5 protein-coding genes are annotated in these 3,975 nt (G+C 62.7%); 3 read left to right on the top strand and 2 right to left on the bottom strand.

Features of this window, described 5'->3' with window-relative positions:
* Both EOA60_RS22355 and EOA60_RS22350 read right to left on the bottom strand, forming a co-directional pair.
* On the bottom strand, window positions 1–645 hold a 645-nt coding region (locus EOA60_RS22355; protein ID WP_128311906.1), incomplete at its 3' end, for a glycerophosphodiester phosphodiesterase.
* A 12-nt stretch (window positions 646–657) separates the two neighbouring features.
* Window positions 658–1,122 (bottom strand): RidA family protein, encoded by a 465-nt coding sequence (locus tag EOA60_RS22350; protein WP_066992618.1) that lies wholly within the window; start codon window positions 1,120–1,122, stop codon window positions 658–660.
* A gap of 138 nt (window positions 1,123–1,260) precedes the next feature.
* On the opposite strand from EOA60_RS22350, the gene EOA60_RS22345 reads away from it, so the two are divergent.
* The 3 genes from EOA60_RS22345 to EOA60_RS22335 all read left to right on the top strand — a co-directional run bounded on the left by EOA60_RS22345 (window position 1,261) and on the right by EOA60_RS22335 (window position 3,825).
* Complete coding sequence (locus EOA60_RS22345; protein WP_095800769.1) at window positions 1,261–2,091, top strand: cell envelope integrity EipB family protein; 831 nt, start codon at window positions 1,261–1,263, stop codon at window positions 2,089–2,091.
* Window positions 2,092–2,186: 95 nt separating this feature from the next.
* Window positions 2,187–3,482 (top strand): hypothetical protein, encoded by a 1,296-nt coding sequence (locus EOA60_RS22340; RefSeq protein WP_095825366.1) that lies wholly within the window; start codon window positions 2,187–2,189, stop codon window positions 3,480–3,482.
* A gap of 64 nt (window positions 3,483–3,546) precedes the next feature.
* On the top strand, window positions 3,547–3,825 hold the full coding sequence (locus tag EOA60_RS22335) for a DUF4031 domain-containing protein (protein WP_067319872.1): 279 nt from the start codon (window positions 3,547–3,549) through the stop codon (window positions 3,823–3,825).
* The last annotated feature ends 150 nt before the right edge of the window (window positions 3,826–3,975 follow it).

Raw genomic sequence — 3,975 nt, 5'->3', positions numbered from 1 at the left:
GTCGTGCACGGTCCAGGTGATGACCGGCATCTTGAGCTTTTCGCGCACGAAGCTGACGAACGGGTTCGGCAGATCGCCGGCGGCGTAAGAGGTGAAGGCGAGGTTGTGCGCCAGCATGGCAAAATGCGCCTCGATCAGCTGGTCGTCCTTGCCGTAGGCGGTGAGCCCGCCGGGAATGCCCGGCGCCTCCTTGGCGAAGTCGCGGATCAGCCAATGGTCAAACGACATGATCGCCACCTTGCCAGTGTAGCGCTTGAGCAGCCTGCCGACGCTCGCGACCAATCCTTTGTCGTGGCCGGGAACACCTTTCAGCTCGACCACCAGCGGCACGCGTCCGTCGATCAGGTCGAGCCCCTCCTGCAACGTCGGCACATGATCTTTCGTGCCGCCCACCTTGAGCGCGGTGAGCTCGGCCGCGGTGCGTTGCCAGACGAAGCCATCCTCGCCTGTCAGTCGTTTCAGGTCGCAGTCGTGGATGATGACGGGAACGCCGTCGGACGAGATATGCACGTCGCATTCGATCGCGTAACCGCGGTCGGCTGCCGCGGCGAAGGCCGACATCGTATTCTCCCAGCGTGTCTTGTTCATGTCGTGGAAGCCGCGATGCGCGACGGGGCGGGCAATCAACCAGGAAAGGTCGGTCATGTCAGGCTCGTTTTACTCGACTTCGAAGATCGCTTCGATCTCGACCGCGGCATTGAGCGGGAGCGACGCAGTGCCGACGGCGGAGCGAGCGTGCTTGCCACGTTCGCCGAGGACCGCGACGAGGAAGTCGGAGGCGCCGTTGGCGACCAGATGCTGCTCGACGAAGTCCGGCGCCGAGGCGACGAAGACCGTGATCTTGACCAGCCGGCGGATTTTTTCGAGATCGCCAAGTGCTGCCTTGGCCTGCGCCAGGATGTTGATGGCGCAGAATTTTGCGCCCTCCTTGCCGGCGGCGGTATCGATGTCGCGGCCAAGCAGCCCGCTTGCCTGCAGCTTGCCGTCCTTCAGCGGCAGCTGCCCGGCGGTGAAGAGGGTGTTGCCGGTCCGGCAGTAGGGCACGTAGTTGGCGGCCGGCGCTGCTGCGGCCGGAATGGCGACGCCGAGATCGCTTAGCCGCTTTTCGATTGTTTCGCTCATTGGTTTTCCCTATTGCTGGAAGGCGCCGCGTTGGCGGGGCCGAAATTGCTATTTTTGCCTCGCTTCCGCCACGACTTTTTTTAAGCTGGACCATCTTTCCCTGCGGCCTGCCATCGGCCGCGACGATCGGAGCACCGCATGCGCTTGACGCGCCTTTTCCTTTCCACCGCTCTCGTGTCGGCGGCCATCCCGATGGCTCCGGCCCTTGCCGTGCCCGCGCTGCAGGCGCACCGCGCCGTCTATGATCTCACCCTCAACAAGGCGTCCGACCGCTCCGGCATCACGGGCATCTCCGGCCGCATGGTCTATGAGTTCAACGGCTCTCCCTGCGAGGGCTATACGGTGAAGTTCCGTTTCGTCACGCAGATCGTCACCAGCGAGAACACTAGGCTGACCGACCAGCAGACGACGACGTTTGAGGACGCAGAAGGCAAGACCTTCTCCTTCGTGACGAAGTCCTTCGTCGACCAGAACCTCGACAAGGAAGTCAAGGGTATGGCGACCAGGGAGCCGAAGGGCCTCAAAGTCAACATCGACAAGCCCGAGAAGAACACGCTCGAGCTCGCCGCCACGCAGTTCCCCACCCAGCACCTCGTGGAGCTGATCGGCAAGGCCGAGAAGGGAGAGAACTTCTATCAGACCAATCTGTTCGACGGCTCCGAGGATGCCAATAAGGTAATGACGACCACCGTCGTCGTCGGCAAAAGAGCCGACGCCGACAAGGCGGACCCGGAAGCGCCGGCGCTCGCCAAGCTTGCCACCGACAAATACTGGCCGGTCGACATCGCCTATTTCGACGACACCGACAAAAGCGGCGAAGAGGTGCCGGAGTACCGGATCAGCTTCAAACTGCATGAGAACGGCATCACGCGCGACCTCGTCATGGATTATGGCGACTTCTCAATGACCGGCAAATTGGTGAACCTGTCGCTGTTCGATCAGGCCAAGCCCTGTCCGGCCTCGAAATAGCGGCGGGTTAACCGCTACGGCGATCCGTCGCCGAGCCTGACTTGAAGACGCCGCAATCCCGTTCCAGCATCCCGTAGGCATTTCGGGGGAAAAGCTTGGGCAGGATCGACGTGTTCGTGGCGCCGCGACCCAATCCGGCGCTGATCAAGGTGATGACGATCGTCAACCGCATCGTCATGTTGCGAGGGGTTCCCGGCTTCCGCGACCTGTTGCCGTTCAATCGGCTCGCCGGCCTGCGCGGCGTCGCCAATATCCGTCACATCGACTTTCCCGTAGCCGACCAGCAGAAGCTGCACGCCTGCTGCGGCGAAGGCCAAGCGACGTTCATCACGCCCAACCATCCGGAATTCTTCACCGACTGGATGATCGACAAGGAGATCGTCTCGCGCGTCAGCCCGCTTGCCGCCTCATGGGCAACACATGGGGTGGTGAACGGGCTCGGTCGGCTGATGCAGAAATTCTGGCTGGCCAACAATCTGATCGCGCAGATTCCCGGCAACAGCGAAGCCGCCAAGGCGCATTCGGTCGATTGGGCGCTGAAAGGCCATGGCGTGCTGCTTCATCCGGAAGGCAGCGTCGGCTGGCACGGCAACCATGTCGCGCCGCTGCTTCCCGGCGCGGTGGAGATGGGGCTGGCGGCGCTGAAGCGCGGGCGCGAAACCAACAAGGATTTCAAGGTCTGGGTGGCTCCTGTTGTCTGGAAGCTCGCCTTCATCGGCAATGTCGAGCGGCCGCTCGCCAGGGAATGCGCCTATGTCGAGAAAAAGCTGAAAATGGAAAGTGTTGCAGCCGGCTCCCTGCCGGAGCGCGTCTACAGCATCTATTCAGGCCTGCTGTCCCTCGACGAGCAGGCCTGCGGCCTGATCGCAGAGGCGGGCGCTTCCTTTGCCAGCCGCCAGCAAAGGGTGCTGGCCGAGCTTGGCCTGCGGCTCGCCGATGCCGTTGCGGCCGAACCCGACCTCGATTTGGCCGAGTTGCTGCGGCGTTCACGCCGCTGGCTGCGCGAGGGCAAGGCTGATGCGGATGAGCAAAAACGCGTGCGAAAACTGGCGGAAACGATCCAGCGCGTCCAGCGCGTCGGCTCCTGGGCCTTCGCCAATCAGACGATAACCCAGGAGGAGATCGCCGAGCATCTGAAGCGCATCCGCAACGACTATTGCAAAGGCGCTTTGCGCGATTCGATCAACCGCTTCATTCCGCAGCCCGCCGGGCCGCGCTGCGCTCACATCCGCGTGCCCGAGCCGTTGGCGCTTCATGCATATGATGGTTCGGTCGAAGAGGCGCTCGCCGTGCTGCGCTCAAGGATGCAGGAAGCGGTGTCGAGGATCGTGACCAAACTTGAAGCCGCCGGCGGCTTCATTTCCTATCCGAATCCCTTCTATCATCGCTGACTTCGCGTCGGCCCGGGGTGATTGTGAGCGGGCCGCCGATGTCGGTTGGAGTGCGGCAAGCTCGATGGCTGTCTATGTCGATGCGGCGATCTGGAAATGGGCCGGCCATCGCTGGTGCCATCTGCTCGCCGACGACACCGACGAGCTCCACCGCTTTGCCGCCGAGCTCGGCCTCAAGCGCTCGTCCTATCAGGGGCCGCCGAAGACTTCGGCGCCGCATTACGATATCACCGGCTTTGAGCGCGACCGCGCCGTGCGGCTTGGCGCGGTCGAATGCAGTCGCGAGGAGATTGTCGCCGTCTTCCGCCGCGTCAGAGTGCCGAACGGCAAGACCCGACGCTGACGGAGTTTTGATGCATGTCGTTGTCCCAGAACCGCCGAACACTTCTGGGCGACATGCATAAGTGCGCGGATCGCCGCAGGTGAGGGCGTTTTCCGGTAGCTCGCTTGCGTTTACGAGACTTCCCCTCTATATGCGCGCTCATTCCACACA

Origin of the sequence: Mesorhizobium sp. M1A.F.Ca.IN.020.06.1.1 (assembly GCF_004023265.1) — a bacterium.
Taxonomy (GTDB): domain Bacteria; phylum Pseudomonadota; class Alphaproteobacteria; order Rhizobiales; family Rhizobiaceae; genus Mesorhizobium.
The sequence above is the reverse complement of the archived record's forward strand: the minus strand, read 5'-3'. Positions and strand labels throughout refer to the sequence as shown.

Coding starts and splice junctions, on each gene's coding strand:
- EOA60_RS22335 (WP_067319872.1), top strand. CDS start 3,547: ATGGCTGTCTATGTCGATGCGGCGATCTGGAAATGGGCCGGCCATCGC.
- EOA60_RS22350 (WP_066992618.1), bottom strand. CDS start 1,122: ATGAGCGAAACAATCGAAAAGCGGCTAAGCGATCTCGGCGTCGCCATT.
- EOA60_RS22345 (WP_095800769.1), top strand. CDS start 1,261: ATGCGCTTGACGCGCCTTTTCCTTTCCACCGCTCTCGTGTCGGCGGCC.